This is a genomic window from Mesorhizobium sp. CNPSo 4670, assembly GCF_057784235.1.
This window is the reverse complement of the sequence record NZ_JBWJFQ010000003.1, coordinates 273,736-291,211: the sequence shown is the minus strand read 5'-3', so window position 1 is coordinate 291,211 and position 17,476 is coordinate 273,736. Positions and strand designations below refer to the sequence as shown.

At 65.3% G+C, this 17,476-nt stretch carries 23 protein-coding genes; 14 read left to right on the top strand and 9 right to left on the bottom strand.

Annotated elements, in window-relative coordinates:
- Nucleotides 1-8: 8 nt before the first annotated feature.
- On the bottom strand, nucleotides 9-599 hold the full coding sequence (locus AC0ZT5_RS07765; protein WP_488495941.1) for a cation efflux transmembrane domain-containing protein: 591 nt from the start codon (nucleotides 597-599) through the stop codon (nucleotides 9-11).
- A 286-nt stretch (nucleotides 600-885) separates the two neighbouring features.
- Between AC0ZT5_RS07765 and AC0ZT5_RS07760 the strand changes: the two genes are divergently transcribed.
- The 11 genes from AC0ZT5_RS07760 to arsK all read left to right on the top strand — a co-directional run bounded on the left by AC0ZT5_RS07760 (nucleotide 886) and on the right by arsK (nucleotide 9,207).
- The gene (locus AC0ZT5_RS07760; protein WP_488495940.1) at nucleotides 886-1,350 is read left to right on the top strand and encodes a GNAT family N-acetyltransferase; all 465 of its coding nucleotides are present in this window, start codon (nucleotides 886-888) and stop codon (nucleotides 1,348-1,350) included.
- 41 nt (nucleotides 1,351-1,391) lie between these two features.
- On the top strand, nucleotides 1,392-1,685 hold the full coding sequence (locus tag AC0ZT5_RS07755; RefSeq protein WP_488495939.1) for a hypothetical protein: 294 nt from the start codon (nucleotides 1,392-1,394) through the stop codon (nucleotides 1,683-1,685).
- 156 nt (nucleotides 1,686-1,841) lie between these two features.
- Nucleotides 1,842-3,275 (top strand): aldehyde dehydrogenase family protein, encoded by a 1,434-nt coding sequence (locus AC0ZT5_RS07750; protein ID WP_488495938.1) that lies wholly within the window; start codon nucleotides 1,842-1,844, stop codon nucleotides 3,273-3,275.
- Nucleotides 3,276-3,375: 100 nt separating this feature from the next.
- The gene (locus AC0ZT5_RS07745) at nucleotides 3,376-3,804 is read left to right on the top strand and encodes an antitoxin Xre/MbcA/ParS toxin-binding domain-containing protein (protein WP_488495937.1); all 429 of its coding nucleotides are present in this window, start codon (nucleotides 3,376-3,378) and stop codon (nucleotides 3,802-3,804) included.
- Nucleotides 3,798-4,496: an RES family NAD+ phosphorylase gene (locus tag AC0ZT5_RS07740; RefSeq protein ID WP_488495936.1), complete on the top strand. Its 699-nt coding sequence runs from the start codon at nucleotides 3,798-3,800 to the stop codon at nucleotides 4,494-4,496. Before AC0ZT5_RS07745 ends, AC0ZT5_RS07740 begins: the two co-directional genes overlap by 7 nt.
- 115 nt (nucleotides 4,497-4,611) lie before the next feature.
- Entirely contained in the window at nucleotides 4,612-4,944 is a 333-nt protein-coding gene (locus AC0ZT5_RS07735) for an ArsR/SmtB family transcription factor (protein ID WP_488495935.1), read from the top strand.
- A 67-nt stretch (nucleotides 4,945-5,011) separates the two neighbouring features.
- Nucleotides 5,012-5,701, top strand: coding sequence for an aquaporin (locus AC0ZT5_RS07730; RefSeq protein ID WP_488496106.1), 690 nt, complete (start codon nucleotides 5,012-5,014; stop codon nucleotides 5,699-5,701).
- Complete coding sequence (gene arsC / locus AC0ZT5_RS07725) at nucleotides 5,698-6,120, top strand: arsenate reductase (glutaredoxin) (RefSeq protein ID WP_488495934.1); 423 nt, start codon at nucleotides 5,698-5,700, stop codon at nucleotides 6,118-6,120. Before AC0ZT5_RS07730 ends, arsC begins: the two co-directional genes overlap by 4 nt.
- 63 nt (nucleotides 6,121-6,183) lie before the next feature.
- Complete coding sequence (locus AC0ZT5_RS07720) at nucleotides 6,184-6,504, top strand: ArsR/SmtB family transcription factor (protein ID WP_095091165.1); 321 nt, start codon at nucleotides 6,184-6,186, stop codon at nucleotides 6,502-6,504.
- Between the two features lie 44 nt (nucleotides 6,505-6,548).
- Nucleotides 6,549-7,973: an NAD(P)-binding domain-containing protein gene (locus tag AC0ZT5_RS07715; protein ID WP_488495933.1), complete on the top strand. Its 1,425-nt coding sequence runs from the start codon at nucleotides 6,549-6,551 to the stop codon at nucleotides 7,971-7,973.
- Nucleotides 7,966-9,207, top strand: coding sequence for an arsenite efflux MFS transporter ArsK (arsK, locus tag AC0ZT5_RS07710; RefSeq protein WP_488495932.1), 1,242 nt, complete (start codon nucleotides 7,966-7,968; stop codon nucleotides 9,205-9,207). The genes AC0ZT5_RS07715 and arsK overlap by 8 nt, the downstream gene beginning before the upstream one ends.
- A 9-nt stretch (nucleotides 9,208-9,216) precedes the next feature.
- Here arsK and AC0ZT5_RS07705 read toward each other — a convergent pair whose 3' ends face one another.
- From AC0ZT5_RS07705 to AC0ZT5_RS07675, 7 genes are all read right to left on the bottom strand, one after another.
- Nucleotides 9,217-9,960 carry an amino acid ABC transporter ATP-binding protein gene (locus tag AC0ZT5_RS07705; protein WP_488495931.1) on the bottom strand — a complete coding sequence of 248 codons (744 nt, stop codon included), beginning with the start codon at nucleotides 9,958-9,960 and terminating at the stop codon, nucleotides 9,217-9,219.
- Nucleotides 9,961-10,001: 41 nt separating this feature from the next.
- Complete coding sequence (locus tag AC0ZT5_RS07700) at nucleotides 10,002-10,676, bottom strand: amino acid ABC transporter permease (protein ID WP_488495930.1); 675 nt, start codon at nucleotides 10,674-10,676, stop codon at nucleotides 10,002-10,004.
- Nucleotides 10,673-11,344, bottom strand: a complete 672-nt coding sequence (locus tag AC0ZT5_RS07695) for an amino acid ABC transporter permease (RefSeq protein WP_488495929.1) — start codon at nucleotides 11,342-11,344, stop codon at nucleotides 10,673-10,675. The genes AC0ZT5_RS07700 and AC0ZT5_RS07695 overlap by 4 nt, the downstream gene beginning before the upstream one ends.
- A gap of 94 nt (nucleotides 11,345-11,438) precedes the next feature.
- Nucleotides 11,439-12,227: an ABC transporter substrate-binding protein gene (locus tag AC0ZT5_RS07690; protein ID WP_477282980.1), complete on the bottom strand. Its 789-nt coding sequence runs from the start codon at nucleotides 12,225-12,227 to the stop codon at nucleotides 11,439-11,441.
- Between the two features lie 105 nt (nucleotides 12,228-12,332).
- Nucleotides 12,333-13,493 (bottom strand): saccharopine dehydrogenase family protein, encoded by a 1,161-nt coding sequence (locus AC0ZT5_RS07685; protein WP_488495928.1) that lies wholly within the window; start codon nucleotides 13,491-13,493, stop codon nucleotides 12,333-12,335.
- A complete protein-coding gene (locus AC0ZT5_RS07680) occupies nucleotides 13,490-13,996 on the bottom strand; it encodes an Lrp/AsnC family transcriptional regulator (RefSeq protein WP_184875465.1) in 507 nt (168 codons plus the stop codon). The genes AC0ZT5_RS07685 and AC0ZT5_RS07680 overlap by 4 nt, the downstream gene beginning before the upstream one ends.
- A 162-nt stretch (nucleotides 13,997-14,158) precedes the next feature.
- Entirely contained in the window at nucleotides 14,159-15,031 is an 873-nt protein-coding gene (locus AC0ZT5_RS07675) for a LysR substrate-binding domain-containing protein (RefSeq protein ID WP_488496105.1), read from the bottom strand.
- A gap of 149 nt (nucleotides 15,032-15,180) precedes the next feature.
- On the opposite strand from AC0ZT5_RS07675, the gene AC0ZT5_RS07670 reads away from it, so the two are divergent.
- Nucleotides 15,181-15,378, top strand: a complete 198-nt coding sequence (locus AC0ZT5_RS07670; RefSeq protein WP_477282984.1) for a hypothetical protein — start codon at nucleotides 15,181-15,183, stop codon at nucleotides 15,376-15,378.
- Nucleotides 15,379-15,399: 21 nt separating this feature from the next.
- Entirely contained in the window at nucleotides 15,400-16,149 is a 750-nt protein-coding gene (locus AC0ZT5_RS07665; RefSeq protein ID WP_488495927.1) for a sulfite exporter TauE/SafE family protein, read from the top strand.
- 10 nt (nucleotides 16,150-16,159) lie between these two features.
- On the opposite strand, the gene AC0ZT5_RS07660 is transcribed toward AC0ZT5_RS07665, so the two are convergent.
- Nucleotides 16,160-16,609 carry a universal stress protein gene (locus AC0ZT5_RS07660; protein ID WP_488495926.1) on the bottom strand — a complete coding sequence of 150 codons (450 nt, stop codon included), beginning with the start codon at nucleotides 16,607-16,609 and terminating at the stop codon, nucleotides 16,160-16,162.
- Nucleotides 16,610-16,815: 206 nt separating this feature from the next.
- Here AC0ZT5_RS07660 and AC0ZT5_RS07655 point away from each other — a divergent pair, with 206 nt between their 5' ends.
- Nucleotides 16,816-17,397 (top strand): histidine phosphatase family protein, encoded by a 582-nt coding sequence (locus tag AC0ZT5_RS07655; protein WP_488495925.1) that lies wholly within the window; start codon nucleotides 16,816-16,818, stop codon nucleotides 17,395-17,397.
- The last annotated feature ends 79 nt before the right edge of the window (nucleotides 17,398-17,476 follow it).

Sequence of the window (17,476 nt, the reverse complement as noted above, 5' to 3'; positions counted from 1 at the left end):
GCAGTGCCTCAGCTTGAAATATGGCTTTGCGCGAACTCGCGTCTTGCGGCCGTGAAGACCTCGCGGGCGGCATCCGCATTCATGACGACGATTGCAAGGCCAACGATGATATCTGGCCAGGCTGAGTTCCACACGAAGGCCGTGACCAGGCCGGCGGCAATGATCGAGACATTCGCCAGGACATCGTTGCGGGCCGACAGGAAGGCCGCATGGGTAAGACTGCCGCTGTGATGGCGATAGCGAGCGAGCAAGAGCGCGCATGTCAGGTTGACGAGGATCGCGCCGGCCGCGGTAAGCGTCAGCGGAACGGGCGCTGGCGGGATTGGAACGTTGAATTTCTCCCAGGCGGTCCAAAGGGTCGCCAAAGCCGGGATCAGAAGGACGCCCGCCAGCGCCATCCCGAGCCGCGCTCGATTGCGGATGGTCCAGCCTAGCGCGACCATGATCAGGAGGTTGACGGATGCGTCCTCCAGAAAATCGATGCTGTCCGCGAACAGCGATACCGATCTGATCCAAACGGCCACGGCAAACTCGATGCCGAAATAGCCAAGGTTCAGGATGGCGACCATCCGCACCGCATTTCTCAGCGTCCCGGTCATATCGTGTCCATCGGCCAAATTGTTATTGCCGCAAGGCATATAGGGATTCCATGACGTGAGACATGGCCGATTGAGCGGCCGGCTTGACAGCGGCGCGCTCCCTGCTCCAGCTTGATCCCCATGATCGTCTTTGCGCCCCCCGACACCAAGCGACGCCGCCCCTGCACAGTGCGGAGCGGCAAGCTGATTGCGCGACGACAAAGACCGGCACGATAGACCCGGTTCGTTCGTTTCCAGCCCCGCCCGCGACATCCGCCGGCGGGGTTTTCATGCCTGGAGCAATTTCATGACCATCACTCCTTCCATCCGGCTTCGGCCGGCCGCGCCGGCGGACGCCGCCGCGATCAGGGATATCGTTCGCGCCGCCTATGCCAAATGGGTGCCAGTGATCGGCCGCGAGCCGCTGCCAATGCGCGCCGATTACGACAAGGCCGTTGCCGAGCATCAGTTCGATCTCGCCATCGCGAACGGCGGCATTGTCGGCATGATCGAAACCATGCTGGCCGACGATCACCTCTGGATCGAGAATGTCTGCGTCGCACCGCGGGCGCAGGGCAGGGGCATCGGCCGGCTGTTGCTGGAGCGGGCCGAACACCAGGCGCTTGAGGCAGGCCGCCGCGAGCTTCGCCTGCTGACCAATGGCGCCTTCGAGGCCAATGTGTCGCTCTATAAGAGGCACGGCTACACGATCGATCGGGAAGAGCCGTTCATGAACGGGAGGACGGTCCATATGAGCAAGAGGCTTGCGTAATGCAGGACGCTGTCCGTGACCTTTGCAGGATTGCTCCCAAGTTGACGGACGATCTCACTGCCGAGCAAATTGCTGCTGCGCAAACGTGTCTTGAGGCCCTGGTCCCTCCATTGTCTGGGGATGACATCAGCGCCCTGATATCGATGTTGCCCGTCGCAGGCGACACTGCGTACGGGCTCAATTGGTCCATCTTGCACATGATCGAAGCGGCTCCTGATTGGCCTCTCTGGGACATGCTTCGCGACAAGGAAAATGAATGGGTTATCAGCTTGCGCCAAAGGCTTGCCAATGGGGGTGTTGAGGCCCCACGGGATCTCGGTTCAAAACCCAACTGATCACATTGCCCACTGGCCCAATCGCTCTGGATCAATGACTGCCACTCTGGCTCAACGACTTCGGGGGTTGCGTTTGACAGCGCCGTTTGTGCATCGTTATCTCCAGCCACATATGACGGCCGGCAAAGCCATGCGGCGCACCCCAAGGAGAAAACCATGTCACACAATCTGCAGTTCTATATCGATGGCGCGTGGGTCGATCCTGTTGTGCCCAATACATTCGACGTCATCGACCCCTCGAACGAGGATGCCTTCGCGCAGATCTCGCTCGGCTCCAAGGCCGATGTCGACAAGGCGGTGGCCGCCGCCAAGCGCGCCTTCAACACCTTTGGCTTCACCGGGGTCGGCGAGCGGCTCGAACTCTTGAACCGCATCATCGAGGTCTACAAGAAACGCAGCGCCGATCTGGCGCTTGCCGTGTCGCGCGAGATGGGCGCGCCGCGGCAGTTTGCGCTCGACAGCCAGGTCGGCGTCGGCCTCGCGCATCTGCAGAAGATGGCCGACGTGCTGAAGAGCTTCGAGTTCCGCCATGTCAAGGGCAGCTCGCTGGTGGTCAAGGAGCCGATCGGCGTCGTCGGCCTGATCACGCCGTGGAACTGGCCGCTGAACCAGATCACCTGCAAGGTCGGTCCCGCCCTTGCCGCCGGCTGCACCATGGTGCTGAAGCCGTCCGAGATCGCGCCGCTCGACGGCATCATCTTCGCCGAAATCCTGGACGAGGCCGGCGTGCCGAAGGGCGTCTTCAACCTCGTCAATGGCGAAGGACCGGGCGTTGGCCAGGCGCTGTCCAGCCACCCCGACATCGACATGATGTCGTTCACCGGTTCGACCCGCGCCGGCATCCTGGTGGCCAAGGCAGCCGCCGACACAGTCAAGCGCGTGCATCAGGAACTCGGTGGCAAGTCGGCCAACATCCTGTTTGGCGATGTCGACCTCGCGAAGGCCGTCACCAAGGGTGTCGCCGGCTGCTTCGGCAACAGCGGCCAGTCCTGCAATGCGCCGACGCGCATGTTCGTGCCGCGAGACCGCCATGACGAGGCCGCCGGCTATGCCAAGGCTGCGGCTGAAAAGTTCACTGTCGGTCCGGCAGATGCTGCCGGCACCAAGCTTGGGCCGGTCGTCAGCCAGGTCCAGTTCGACAAGATCCAGGAGCTGATCCAGAGCGGCATCGAAGAAGGTGCGACGCTGGTCGCCGGCGGCCCGGGTCGTCCGGCCGAACTCAACCGCGGCTATTATGTCAGGCCGACCGTGTTCGCCGACGTCACCCACGACATGCGCATCGCGCGCGAGGAGGTCTTCGGACCGGTGCTGGCGATCATGCCCTATGACAGCGTCGAGGAGGTGATCGAAACCGCCAACGACACGGTCTACGGCCTTGCCTCCTACATCCAGGCCAAGGATATGCAGAAGGCGCGCGAAGTGGCGGCGCGCATGCGAACCGGCAATGTATACATCAACTATCCGACCTGGGACGCCGGCCTGCCGTTCGGCGGCTACAAGCAGTCGGGCAACGGCCGCGAATATGCCGAATACGGTCTTGAGGATTTCCTCGAGATCAAGGGCATCGCCGGCTACGAGGCGGCGGAGTAGGCACTACGCAGTTCCGGGCCGGCGGCAATGCCGGCCCGTTCTGCCCATCCTTGCCAATTGGCAGATACGTGCTATATATCTGCCAATAGCGAGGACGCAAATGCAGCTTCAGCCCATAGTCACCACGCCGGCCACGGTTGGAAGCCCCATTTCGGATGAAGAGGCGGGTGCGCTGGCGCGCACCACCGTCAACCTGTTCAAGGCCTGGGGCCTCACCGACCTGGAGGCCTGCATCCTGCTCGGCGGCATGTCGGCGCGCACCTGGGCACGTTGGAAGACTGGGGCACGCTGGAAGGAGGGCGGCGTCGGCAGGATCGACCGCGACCTGCGCACCCGCATGGCGCACCTGATGGGCATCCACAAAGGGCTGCGCTATCTCTTTACGGAGCCGGCGCGCGGCTATGCCTGGATCCGCAAGCCCAATGCCGCTTTCGGCGGCCAGTCGGCGCTCGACCTGATGCTGCGCGGCGAAATCTCCGACCTTGCCGCAATGCGCGAATGGCTTGATGCGGAGCGTGGTGCATGGTGAGTGGGCTCGCGGTCCGTCGCCGCGTCCACTGGCACCAGACCTTCCGCATCATCCGCTCCATCCATCCCCCGATCGACCTCTTCGAGGACATTGCCGATCCGCGTGACTGGGAGGCGCTGGCCGCGGTCGAGGAGAAGACCAATCCGCGCATCAGGCTCGAGATCGGCGACCTTGGCAAGGTGGCGGCCCCAAGGCGGGTCTCCGGCCCTGGCGCCAGCTTCGTGATGGCGCCCTTCGTGCATTGTTCGACCCTGCGGCCCGGTCGGTTCTCGGATGGCAGCTACGGGATCTATTATGCCGGCGACAGCGAGGAGGTGGCGCTCGCGGAGACCATCCACCACCATCAGAAATTCATGCGCGCCACCAACGAGGATCCGGGCTGGACGGCGGATTTCCGCGTGCTGGTCGGCAGCGTCGACCGCGACCTCGACGACGTGAACGCGGTGCCCGGCGTGCTCGATCCCGACGACTACATCGCCTCGCAGGCGGAGGGGCGGGCGCTGCGGGAAACCGGCAGCGACGGGCTGGTGTGGAACAGCGTGCGCATGCCGGGCGGCGGCTGCATCGGCATCTTCTGGCCGGACGCCATCACCATTCCGGTGCAGGGCCGGCATTACAGCTATCACTGGGACGGCGCCCGCGTGGATTTCGTGCGCGAGCACGATACGGGCAAGGTTCTGGCCGTCACCTGATGGCTGGCGAGGGCGGATTGCATCCGAGGTGAAGACCCGCTTGGTTGCAGCCGTCCGAATCCCGCTTTACAGGTCGCGGGAGAGTCGATATCCATAAATCCAAGGATTCGGATATATGGATAAAAAAGGCACGTTGAACGCGCTGGCGGCCCTTGGCCAGGAGACGCGGCTGGATGTTTTCCGGCTGCTTGTCCGCGCCGGTCCGGAAGGCATTCCGGCGGGCGAGATCGCCACAAGGCTGGATACGGTCCAGAACACCATGTCGGCGCATCTGAAGGTGCTCGCCCATGCCGGGCTGATCCGCCCTGAACGCGATGGCCGGATCGTGCGCTACGTCGCCGACATGACCGGGTTTCGGGACCTGCTGGCCTATCTGATGGAAGATTGCTGCAACGGCGCGCCGGAACTCTGCCGTCCCGTCATCAATGCGGTGACCTGTGACTGCTAGGAGCACGCCAATGAGCGACGTGGCTGGACGAGATCGCCCGCACCCTGCCGAAGGCCGGCTAAGCGCCGTGGCGAGCGACCTGCCACGCCGCTGCGTTGCCGAAGCGCTGGGAACCGCGCTGCTGGTCGCGGCCGTGGTCGGCTCCGGCATCATGGCATCCCGGCTGACGCACGACATTGCCATTTCGCTGCTCGGCAACACGTTGCCGACGGGAGCGATCCTTGTCGTGCTGATCACGATACTCGGGCCGGTTTCAGGCGCGCATTTCAATCCGGCGGTCACGCTGGTGTTCGCGCTCCGCCGCGAAATCGACACGAGGGCGGCGATCGCCTATGTCGTCGCGCAAATCGTCGGCGGCATCGCCGGGACATTCCTGGCGCACGCCATGTTCGAACTGCCTATCCTGCAGGCCTCGGTGACGGTGCGGACCGGAGCCGGGCAATGGCTCGCGGAGACAGTCGCCGCCTTCGGCCTCGTCTTCACCATCCTGGCAGGCCTGCGCTTCCGTTCCGACGCGATCCCCTGGCTGGTCGGGCTTTACATAACGGCCGCCTACTGGTTCACGGCCTCGACCTCGTTCGCCAATCCGGCCGTCGCCATCGCCCGTGCGTTGTCGGACACGTTTTCCGGCATCCGCCCGGTCGACCTGCCGGGTTTCATCTCAGCCGAATTGCTGGGCGCGCTGCTGGCCATGGCCCTGGCGGGCTGGCTGCTTGCCGAACCGAAACCAACCAGACAGATGCAGGCCGCGAAATGACCATCACCATCTATCACAATCCCGATTGCGGCACCTCGCGTAACACGCTGGCGATTGTCCGGCAGTCGGGCGAGGAACCGGAGGTGGTCGAGTATCTTAAGACGCCGCCGTCACGGCAAAGGCTGGTCGAGTTGATCGCTGCCATGGGCATGACACCGCGCGAGCTGCTGCGCGAGAAGGGGACGCCCTACGCCGAACTCGGCCTTGCCGACCCGAAATGGTCCGACGGCGAGATCCTCGATTTCATGCTGGCGCATCCGATCCTGATCAACCGGCCGATCGTGGTGAGCCCGCTCGGCGTGGTGCTGGCCAGGCCGTCGGAAAAGGTGCTGGACATCCTGCCCAACCGGGACATCGGCGCGTTCACCAAGGAGGATGGCGAGGTGGTCATCGACGCCTCTGGCAAACGGGTCGGCTGATGCTATTTCCATATTTATCGAAATTGGGTTGACGACTCGACAGACGCCGCGTAGCTTATTTCCATGAAACTCGAAAAAGCAGCCGCCCAGCTCGAAGCGCTCGGCAATCCGACGCGGCTTCAGCTTTACCGCATTCTCGTGCGCGCCGGTGACGATGGGCTTGCCGTCGGCAGCGTCCAGGGTAAGCTCGATATTCCGTCCTCGACGCTGTCGCATCACCTCAAGCGGCTGGTCGATACCGGCCTTGTGACGCAGGAACGGCAAGCGACGACACTGATCTGCCGTGCCAACTATCCGGGCATGAACGCGCTGATCGGCTATCTCGCCGACGAGTGCTGCGCGGATGCCGCCTGCGCGCCTGCCGTCGGCAAAGCGCTGGCCTGATTTTTTTCGCTTTGTGATTCGAAGATACCGGAAGGATCGAACATATGGACATGATGGCAAACCTTCCCGTCGCGGTGATCGGCGCAGGTCCGGTCGGCCTCGCCGCCGCCGCGCATCTGGTCGAGCGCGGCATCCGCCCGCTGATCCTCGAACGCGGCGAAAGCGTTGGGGCCGCACTGCTCGAATGGGGCCATGTGCGGGTGTTCTCGCCATGGCAATACAATATCGACGCGGCGGCGCGGGCGCTGCTGGACCGCTCCGGCTGGACGGCGCCGGACATGCGAGGCCTGCCGACCGGCGGCGAGATCGTGCGCGACTATCTGGCGCCGCTTGCCGCACTTGCCGGCATCGCAGCCAATTTGAAGCTCGGCGCCGAGGTCACCGCGATCACCCGTCAGGGACATGACAAGGTCGCCAACGACGGTCGCAGGGACGCCCCCTTCGTCATCCGCTACAGCGATGCGGGCGGCGAGCACCGCGTTCTCGCGCGCGCCGTGATCGACGCGTCCGGAACATGGTCGCGGCCCAACCCCATCGGCGTCGACGGGTTGCCGGTTGCCGGCGAAGGCGCGGCTTGCGGACGCATTGCCTATGGCATTCCCGACGTGGTCGGCAATGCCAGGGACAGCTATGCGGGCAAGCGTGTCCTCGTCATCGGTGGCGGTCATTCGGCGATCAACGTCGCCCTGGCGCTCATGGAGCTGCAGGACGCAGCACCTGGCACCGAGATTTTCTGGGCGCTGCGTCACGCCAGCGTCGACCGGCTGCTTGGCGGCGGGCTGAACGACCAGTTGCCGGAACGTGGCGCGCTTGGCCTCGCCGCCAAGCAGGCGATGGCGGATGGAGGGCTGAACATGCTGGCGGCCTTCGCCGTCAACCGCATCGAAATGCAAGGCGAGGGGCTTGCCGTCGACGCCAGCCTGGCCGGCAAGCCATTCAGCCTTTCCGTCGATCGCATCGTCGTCACTACGGGCTTCAGGCCCGACCTGTCGTTCCTCGGCGAAATCCGCCTCGCGCTCGATCCCGCCGTCGAAGCGCCGCCGGCGCTGGCGCCGCTGATCGATCCAAATTTCCACTCGTGCGGCACGGTTCCCGCGCATGGCATCCGGGAACTTGCCCATCCCGAACCCGGCTTCACCATCGTCGGCTCGAAATCCTACGGCCGCGCCCCAACCTTCCTTATGGCGACCGGCTACGAGCAGGTCCGCTCGGTGGTCGCCGACATTGCCGGAGACCATGTCGCGGCCCGCGAGGTGCGGCTGGTGCTGCCGGAAACCGGCGTCTGTAGCGCCGATGTCGTGACGGGATCGGACAGTGCCGGTTGTTGCGGCGGGCCCGCGCCCGCCGGTGTCGATGCCTGCTGCGTCGAGGACGCGGACGCCAAGGCAAAGGGCGCGTCGGGCTGCGGCTGCGCAACGGGCCCATCGTTTGGCGCCAAGGCGACGGAAGCCGTGGGCGTCGATGCCTGACCGGTCTGTCCTGCGCAAGGCGATATGGGCGCTCGGGCTGACGCAGATCATCGGCTACGGCACGCTCTATTACAGCTTTTCGATCCTGGCGCTGGCGATGGCCAGGGAGTTCGGTCTCACGGAAGGGTGGGTGTTCGGCGCGCTGTCCGCCTCGCTGTTTGCCGGCAGCCTGTTCGCGCCCACGGCTGGGCGCTGGGCCGACCGCTTCGGCGCCGGGCGCATCATGACCATCGGCTCGGTCGCGGCAGCCGTCGCGCTGGCGCTGTGCGCCGTCTCGCCCGGCCGCGTGACCTTTGTTCTGGCCTTGCTGGCGATGGAGCTGGCCTCCAGTTTCGTCCTCTACAGCGCCGCCTTCGTGGCGATCGTGCAGATCGGGGTTCCCCGGCCGCAACGCAGCATCACCCACCTGACACTCATCGCAGGGTTCGCCTCGACGCTGTTCTGGCCGCTGACCTCGGCGCTGCATGCGCATTTGACATGGCGCGAGGTCTATCTGCTGTTCGCGGCGCTCAATCTCGGGCTCTGCCTGCCGATCCACGCCTGGCTGATGCGCCTGTCGCGCCGCCACGCGACGGCCGCGCCGCCAGAGCGCGGGCCGGCCCATGAAGCGGGCGCGGCACTCGATCCGCGACGCGGGCAGGCCGTGTTCCTGCTGATGCTGGCGGGCTTCGCCTCCGAGGGCTTTGTGCTGTCGGCGATCCTCATCCACATGGTGCCGCTGACGGCGGCACTTGGGCTCGGCACGGCCGGCCTCTTCGTTTCGGCCCTGTTCGGGCCGGCGCAGGTCGCCAGCCGACTGATCAACATGCTGTTCGGCGGGCGCCTTCAGCAGACGCAGCTCGCCGTCATTGCCGCGTCGCTGCTCACGGCCGGGCTGTGCACGCTGCTGTTGGCCACGCCATGGCTGCCGGGCGCCTTTCTGTTCGTGCTGCTGTTCGGCCTCGGTTCCGGTCTCACCAGCATCGTCGGCGGGACTTTGCCGCTCGAACTCTTCGGCCGCCAAGGCTATGGTGCGCGGCTGGGATGGGCGAGTGCCGCCCGCCAGTTCACCTCGGCCTTCGCGCCGTTCGCGCTCGCCTTCATGATGGCGCGGACATCCGTCGCCAATTCGCTGTGGGTGCTGGTGATCGTCGCCGCGACCGGCGTCATCGCCTTCTCCGCCATCGCGCTGCTGAGACGGGGCGAAAGCCGGGTTGCGTTTGCGATTGGCGGCAGCCCGGGTGAGGCGAGCTAGCCCGGATACTTAGTGCCGCAAAATCTTGCTCAGGAAGGCGCGGCTGCGGTCGGTCCTGGGGTGCGAGAAGAACTCGTCCGGCGTACCGCTTTCGACAATGGCGCCGGCATCCATGAACACCACGCGCTGGGCGACCTTGCGGGCAAAGCCCATCTCATGCGTCACCACCATCATGGTCATGCCTTCCTCGGCGACCGCCACCATGACGTCGAGCACTTCCGAGATCATCTCGGGGTCGAGCGCCGAGGTCGGCTCGTCGAACAGCATGATCTTGGGCCGCATGCCGAGGCAGCGCGCGATCGCGACGCGTTGCTGCTGGCCGCCGGAGAGCTGCGCCGGATAGGCGTTGACCTTGTCGGCGAGGCCGACCTTGGCCAGCAATTCGCGCCCGGCCTTTTCGGCTTCAGTGCGCGGGATCTTGCGGACATGGATGGGCGCCAGCGTCACGTTCTCGAGCGCTGTCTTGTGCGGATAGAGGTTGAACGACTGGAAGACGAAGCCGATCTCGGTGCGCAACTGCGTCATGTTGGTGGCGGGATCGCCGAGGCGCTGGCCGTCGACGACGAGGTCGCCGTCCTTGATCCCCTCAAGGCCATTGACGCAGCGGATCAGCGTGCTCTTGCCCGAGCCGCTCGGGCCGCAGACGACGACCACCTCGCGCGGCTCGACGCTGAGCGTGATGTCCTTCAGCACGTTGAGCGCGCCGAACCATTTGTTGACGCCTCGAAAGTCGATCATACCGGTTTTGGTCATGCCCGTTTTGCTCATAGTTGCCGGACCTTTGGAGTTCGATGTCACAGCTGCACCTCGCCATGCGCCGCGCCCATGCGGCGCTCGAGCCGGCGGGCGAGCATGATCAGGGGATAGCAGACGATGAAATAACCGACGCCGACGAGGAAGAAGACCAGCAGGCCGTTGGGCACACGCTGCACCACCAGCCAGCCGACGCGGGTGAGGTCGGTCAGCCCGATCGCCGAGACCACCGAAGAGTCTTTGATCAGCAGCACATATTGCCCGACCAGCGGCGGCAGCACGATGCGCATCGCCTGCGGCAGCACCACCTGGCGCATGCGCTGCCAGCGCGATAGGCCGGATGCCAGCGCTGCCTCGACCTGGCCGGTCGGCACCGAACGAATGCCGGCGGCGACGATCTCGCAGATGAAGCAGGCGGCAAGGTTGGTCAGCGCGATGATGCCGGCGGTGAAGGCGTCGAGCTCGATGCCGAACTCCGGCAGGATGAAGAAGATCAGGAAGATCTGCACCAGGAACGGCGTGCCGCGGATCAGGTCGACCCAGGCGCCGATGAGGCTGCCGATCAGCCGGCTGCCGCCGGTGCGCAGGATGCCGAGGCCGAAGCCGAGCAGCGTGCCGAGCACCAGGCTGATCAGCGACAGCACCACCGTCATGCCGAGGCCGCGCAGCGCCAGCGGATAGCTGCCGGCGAGGCTTTGCAGCTGTTGCCAGATCATGTCCGCGCCCCCGCTGTGCCGAGCCAGCGACCGGAGAGAGCAGCCAGCCCCTTCAGGCAGTAGTAGAGCAGCAGGTAGAAGGCGGCGATGGTGAGGAAACCTTCCGCCGGCATGAAGCGGTCGGAGGCGAGCAACTGGCCGGCGCGGGTCAGCTCGGCAACCGAGATCAGCGACAGCAATGCGGAATCCTTGACCAGTACGATCGCCTGGCCGAGCAGCGGCGGGATCGTCACCTTGAAGGCTTGCGGCAGGATGACCAGGCGCATGCGCTGGACATAGGTCATGCCAGAGGCGACGCTGGCTTCGACCTGGCCATGCGGAATCGACAGGATACCGGCACGAATGATTTCAGCGACATAGGCGCCGCTGTTGAGCGACAGCGCGAGGATGCCGACGACCAATTCGGGCAGGACGAAGCCGAGTCGGGGTAGGCCGAAGTAGAGGAAATAGAGCTGCGCCAGCAAGGGCGTGGCGCGTACGGCGTCGATATAGGCCTTGGCCGGGGCACGAAACAGCCAGCCGCGCTGCAGATTCATGGCGCACAGCACGATGCCGACAGCGAGCGCGCCGAGAAAGGACAGCGCCGACAGCCACACGGTCGTGACAAGGCCCTGCCCGAACAGGGGCAGGTACTCGACGATGGTGCGGAAACTGAAATTCTCGAGCATCGCTGGGTGGTTCCCCAAAGCGGGCGAAGTGAAAAAGCCAGGCGGCTTCGCGGCGCTCAAGACGCGCGCAAAACCGCCCGGATTCCAAGGCTGGTTAGTGGTCCTTCTTCCAGGCGTCGGAATTGACCCAGTAGTCGAGGTTCTTCTGCAGGCGGCCGTCGATGCTGACCTGGTCGAGGAACAGGTTCATCCAGACCAGCAGGTCCGGCTCGTCATAGCGGGTGGCGAAGGCAAGGGGTTCCTTCGACAAAAGCTCCGGCATGATGGTGAAGGTGCCGGCAGGATAGGCGGTCGACTGGCCTGTCACCGCCGAGACGTCGTTGACGCCGCAATCGGCCTGGCCGTTGTTGACGGCGTCGAGCAGCAGCGGACCGCCGCCCTTGTAGCTCTTGATGTCGGCATCGGTGAAGACGGCCTTGGCCTCCTTTTCGCCGGTGGCGCCGAGCAGCACGGCGATCTTGGTGCCCTTGGCCTTGCAGTCCTCGGTGGTCTTGAACTTGCTGTCTGCCTTGGTGAACACGGTGCTGCCCGTATACATGTAAGGTTTGGTGAAGGCGACCTTCATACCGCGCGCCAGCGTCGGCGTCATGTCGGCGACCAGAAGGTCGGCCTTGCCCGACAGCAGCGCCGGGATCAGGCCGTCCCAGTCGAAGTCGAGGAAGGTGATCTTGACGCCCATTTCCTTGGCCATCAGTTCGGCCAGTTCAACCGAACTGCCGGTGCGTTCGCCATTGGCGCCGACCAGCGAGAAGGGCGGTCCCTGTGTCTGCACGGCGACGCGCAACTCGCCACGCTTGGTGATGTCGTCGAGCGTTCCGGCACTGGCCGCCGCGGTGAGGCCGGCGAGCGCAAGTCCAGCGATGAAAAGTCTGGCAATCTTCATTTGGCATTCCTCCTTGTTTTATTGTTCCACGTTGTTGTTTCACCCTTCGGGGTGCTTTTTTGAGCGGCAGCGCCGTTGCCGGCGGCAGCCACCGTTCGAAAACCCTCAGTCCCAGGCCATCGTCTCGGTCACAGTGATGCCGCGCCTGGCCAACTCGTCGAAGAAGCGACCATCGGGCACATCGAGCAGCGGGTTGAGCAGGCCTGGTTTGGTGATCTCGCGCCGCGCCAGCATCTGCGCCACGATGCTGGCGGGATAGCCGACGCCGAGGCTCATGCCGAACAGGCCGGAGGCCAGGTCGCGCTCGATGATCAGGTCCGAGGTCACCGTCTTGCGGCGGCCGCCTTCGAGGCCAGAAAAGACATTGCGCATCACGCAAAGGTCCTTTTCGCCGGGGCCGTACTGCAGTTGCGGCCCGAGCAGCCGGCCTAGGAATTCGCGCGGGCTGGAGCCGGTGCCGGGCACCTTGTCTTCGGAAAGGAAGCCGAGTTCTTTAAGCGGCGCCCAGAAGGCCGACCATCCCGGCCAGCGCAGCGTATAGCGGCCCGAGCGGCTCAGCCCTTTTGCCGCGTCCAGCATCTCGACATAGTGCAGCGCATCGCCATTGGGGAAGGCTTCAAGCGTGCCCAGACCCGCAACCTCGATCTCGTGGATGAAAGGATTGTCGTGCTGCCGGCCGGCCGGCACCGCGACGCGCTCGCCGTCCTCGATCATCACGCTGTCACGGTTCTGGCTGACCAGAACCATGTCGAAGTTCCAGCTCACCTTGTAGCAAAGGGGCTTCGCCATCGCCGTCGGCTCGGGGATGCCGCCGCAATAGGAATCGATCGCGGCGATGGTATCGAACTGCCTTGCGGCGCGCGCGTAGAGCACCAGGTCGATGCCGGGGTCGAGCCCGCATTCGGTCACGATGGGGACGCCGGCCTGTTCGGCGGCCGGCGCCAGGTCGGCAATGGCCTTGCCGTAATTGGTGGTGACCAGCGGGGTGCGCGTTGCGATCGCGGCCTGGACCGCCTCGCGCATCAGCGGCTGCGGCAGCAGGTCGATGACGGCGTCGACATCCGCCAGTACGCCGGCCAGCGCCGGCCCGATCGCGCCCTGCGGTACCACGAAGCGCACGCGGGCAAGGTTGGTCAGGCCGTCAAGGCGAGCCGCACCGTCCGGTGCCGTGTCGATGCAGACCACCTCCTCGACACCGCTGGCAACGAGATCGGCGATGGCCGCCCGGCCTTGCAGGCCGAGGCCGCCGAGAACCGCGATCTTCATGCCGGCTCCTTACGGACGCTGTCGTCCGACCAGCAGCCTTCCGGCAGGCTGACCCATTTGTTGCAGGACGCCATGACGACAAAGGTCTCGCTGCGCACGACTTCGCCCGGCTCGCCGGCACCAGGGATCAGTTCGCTTGTGACGCGGTAGAGATCGGCGACGTCACCGGCCACGGTCACATCGACGATGATGTCGAAGCGCCCGGTGACCACCGAAGCCGAGTTGACGAAGGGCAGTTCGGAAATGCGCTGCGCCAGTTCGCGGGCCCGGCCGCGTCCTTGCGCATTGATACCGACAATGGCCGAGATCAGCTCCGGACGCTCGGTCAGGTTCAAGAGCCCGACGATCTTCAGCAGGTTGCGGTCGAGCAGGTTGCGCAGCCGCGTCCGCACCGTCGGCACCGAAATCGCCAACATCTCGGCGAGGCGGTTGATGCCCGGCTGCGCGTCCTGCGACAGCTGTTTGACCAGCCGCCGATCGGTCAGATCGAGATGTTCCCGCAAAAGCTCTGTCTTTCATAAAAAGAAAAAAGATTGGCAAATTGTTTGCCTATATGAAAACAAGCTATGTCACGAATTTTTGAAAAGCAAGGTGTAGTTTTCGCACCAAGCGGCATGGTGCGCCGTCTTGCGCGGTCGCGGTTGCTCGCCATTGGGCTGTCGGGTTCAGACCAGCGCGGCGGCCAGCAATTTCGCTTGCGGCGTCAACTCGTCGAAGCGGCGGGCGCACAGATTGAGCTGGCGCGTTGCCCAGTCGTCGGTCAGCCGCAGGCTGCGCAGCGTGCGGGCCGAGCGGCGCGCCGCACTTTCCGGCACGATGGCGATGCCCGCGCCTTGCGCGACCAGCCGGCAGACATTGTCGAGGCCGGGCACGCGGATGCGGACATGCAGATGTCCGCCAAGGCGGGCGGCCTGGCGTGTGACGTGCTCCTGCAGCGCATGGCCGGTGCCGAGCCCGACGAAGGGTTGATCGAGAATGTCGGCGAGCATGGTGGTGCGGCCTTCGAGGCCGGGCCAGTTCCGCGCGGCGATCACCACCAGGCGGTCGATGAAGAACGGTTTCTGCTCGAGATGCGACAGGCCGGCCCATGTCGCGGCGATGCCGAGATCGGCCGCACCGCTGGCCACCGCCTCGGCGATCTCATGGCTGGGGCGCTCGTCGAGATCGATGTCGATCTGGGGATGCGTGACAAGGAAAGCCGGCAGGACACCACGCAGCAGCTCGCCGGTGGCGGCGGTGTTGGCGAGCAGCCGGACGCGGGCGCGAAGACCGGTGGCGTAGGCGCCGAGGTCGCCGGCCATCGCCTCGATCTGGTTCTGCACGGCGCGCGCATGATGCAGCAGGGCCTGTCCGGCCGCTGTCGGCACCACACCACGGCGGCGACGTTCCAGCAGCGGCGCGCCGAGCCGATCCTCCATGCCCTTGATGCGGGCGCTGGCCGAGGCCAGGGCAAGGCCGGCGAGTTCGGCGCCATGGGTGATGCTGCCGCGCTCGGCCACCAGCAGGAACAGCCGGAGATCGACCAGATCGAAGCGCATTTTCTGCTCCTGCAAACGGTTCGGCAGCCAGGCAAAGCCAGTGGCTTCTTCCATAGGTCAGCCTTCGTTCTAGCCGAAGGCTGACAACGCAACTTCCACATTGTGACCGGCCCGCATCTGCGTCAAACAGTTTCGGGTGGAGATGTGTGATGAGCGAACGAATATCGGGCCGGCCCGGCATTCTTGAAAGCACGGCAATCGTGCTGGCCGTCGCTGTGGCGTGCCTTGCGATGGTGCGGGCGGAGCCCGGCCTGCGGGGATGCACCGCGACCCCCGTCAGCCGCGATGCCGCGCCGGCAATGTCCAGCCCTGAGGCCGATGCCACGGACATGCTGCTGCATGACTGATCCTACCCTGAAGGTGCGATCGTGCTGAGCGCCGGCGTCGTCGCCTGGATCGGTGCGGTCTTTCTCGCCGCCGGCCTGGTCAAGGGCGTCATCGGCATGGGCTTGCCGACGGTGGCGATGGGACTGCTGGCGGTGACGATGCCGCCGGCGCAGGCCGCCGCCTTACTGCTGATCCCGTCGCTGGTCACCAACCTTTGGCAGTTGTTGACCGGCCCGTCCTTCGGCGGTCTGTGCAAGCGGCTGTGGACGATGATGGCCGGCGTCGTGCTCGGCACTGTCGCCGGCGCCGGTCTTTTGACCGGCACGCACACGGCATTTGCCTCGGCGGGGCTGGGCGCGGCGCTGGTGCTTTATGGGCTTGTCGGCCTCGCCAGTGCCGGCTTCACCACGCCGGCGCGCCACGAGGCGTGGGCGTCGCCGCTGGTCGGCGTGGCGACCGGGCTGGTCACCGGCGCCACTGGCGTCTTCGTCATCCCGGCCGTGCCCTATCTGCAATCGCTGCGGCTGGACAGGGAACACCTGATCCAGGCGCTCGGCCTGTCCTTCACCGTCTCGACGGCAGCGCTGGCCCTCGGATTGTTCAGAACGGGCGCTTTCGCATCGCCGACGGCGCAACTGGTGGGATCGGTCGCCGCCCTTGTGCCGGCGCTGGCCGGCATGGTCGTCGGCCAGGTGCTGCGCCAGAGGATGAGCGTCGAGACCTTCCACATGGCGTTCTTCGTCGGGCTGCTGGCGCTGGGGGTCTATCTCGCGGGAGAGGTGGTGCTGTAGCCGCGCAGGCTTAGCGCACCACCAGGACCGGGATTTCGGTTAAGGACAGCACCTCCGCCGTCTGGCTCCCCAACAGCAGCCTGCCCAGTCCCCGGCGGCCATGCGAGGCCATCACGATCAGGTCGCAGCCCTCAGCCCGCGACAGTTCCAGGATCGCCTCGGCGGGCTTCTTGTCCTCGATATGCACCACCTCAGCGCGCACATTGGCGAGGTCCGCCGACGCCTTGCATTTGTCGAGCACGTCCTTGGCGTATCGGCGACCGCCTTCCTGATAGGCGACGAATTCATCGCCGGCGGCATAGCCGGCCATGGTGCCGCCCCAGGCGAAGATCGGGAATGGTTCGGTGACGTGGACAAAGGTAACAGTGGCGCCGAGGCGGCTGGCCAGCGCCAGGCCGTGGGCAACGCCCTTGTCGGCCAGTTCCGATCCGTCGGTGGCGATCAGCAAATGTGTGTACATGATGATGTGACCTGTCGTGCAAGGGCCGATGCCCCTTGTGGTGGTGAGAGCCTGTAGGGCTACCCTGATATAGTTGCGCCACCGGGCTCGTCACAGGGGCCAGCTTGATGCGGAACAGGGCCAGGCAACCACACACTTTCGCGTCAGCCGGATTCCCCTTTGCCGCGTCCTCCTCTAAGGTGCCGGCGACTTTGAGGGGCATCCATATGAGCAGCGCGTTCCCACAGATCCATCTGGTCCGGCATGGCGAGACGGCGTGGAGCCTTTCGGGGCAGCACACCGGCCGCACCGACATGCCGCTGACGCCGGCCGGCGAGGCTGCCGCACGCGGCGTTGCCGAACGGCTTAAGGACCTGTCGTTTTCAGCCGTCTGGTCGAGCCCGTCGCAGCGTGCCTACAACACCAGCGTGCTGGCCGGCTTCGGCGCAGAGAGCGTCAAGAAGGACGATCTGCAGGAGTGGGACTACGGCGCCTACGAGGGGCTGACGACAAAACAGATCCTGGCCGAGCGGCCGGGCTGGAACGTGTTTCGCGATGGCTGCCCGAAGGGCGAGACGGCGGCCGATGTCGGCGCGCGGGCCGACACGATCATCGCGGCGCTGCGCAAGGCCAATGCCGACATCCTGGTGTTTTCCAGCGCGCATTTCCTGCGCGTGCTGGCGGCGCGCTGGATCGGCCTGGCGCCGGAAGGCGGCGGGCTGTTCGTGCTGGACACCGCAAGCATCAGCGTGCTCGGCTACGAGCACGATCTGACCGAGCCGGTCATCCGCAAATGGAACCAGAAATAGGGGGCGCAGGCGCCAACTGCCAAAGCTGTCCCGCGACCGAAAGGTTCGACGTGGCTCAGAAAAGCGCGCGGTGTCGGCT